The organism is Shewanella sp. BJSY2023SW001, from assembly GCF_047314685.1.
Taxonomy (GTDB): domain Bacteria; phylum Pseudomonadota; class Gammaproteobacteria; order Enterobacterales; family Shewanellaceae; genus Shewanella; species Shewanella indica.
This window is the reverse complement of record NZ_JBKORF010000079.1, coordinates 11,565-11,797: the sequence shown is the minus strand read 5'-3', so window position 1 is coordinate 11,797 and position 233 is coordinate 11,565. Positions and strand designations below refer to the sequence as shown.

Below are 233 nucleotides of genomic sequence, written 5' to 3'. Positions count from 1 at the left end.
GTGAGGAAAGGATTTCAGTTTTGTATTCATCTGTAATTACAAGTGGCGTTTTATCTGAGAAGGATATGATAAGCTGTTTGTTAGAGGAACATAAACTAGAAGTAATAAATAATATCAAATTTCTTAGTGAACTGCTGAATGTAAAGTTACATTTATTTAACAAGATTGACTTTTCAGAAGAATGTAACTTTGGTTTTGTTCATGGTGATTTTCATCTTGGTAATGTAATGTTA

At 29.2% G+C, this 233-nt stretch carries 1 protein-coding gene; it reads left to right on the top strand.

Features of this window, described 5'->3' with window-relative positions; genetic code table 11:
- Positions 1-20: 20 nt before the first annotated feature.
- On the top strand, positions 21-233 hold a 213-nt coding region (locus tag ACMHXH_RS17575; protein WP_413738408.1), incomplete at its 3' end, for a hypothetical protein.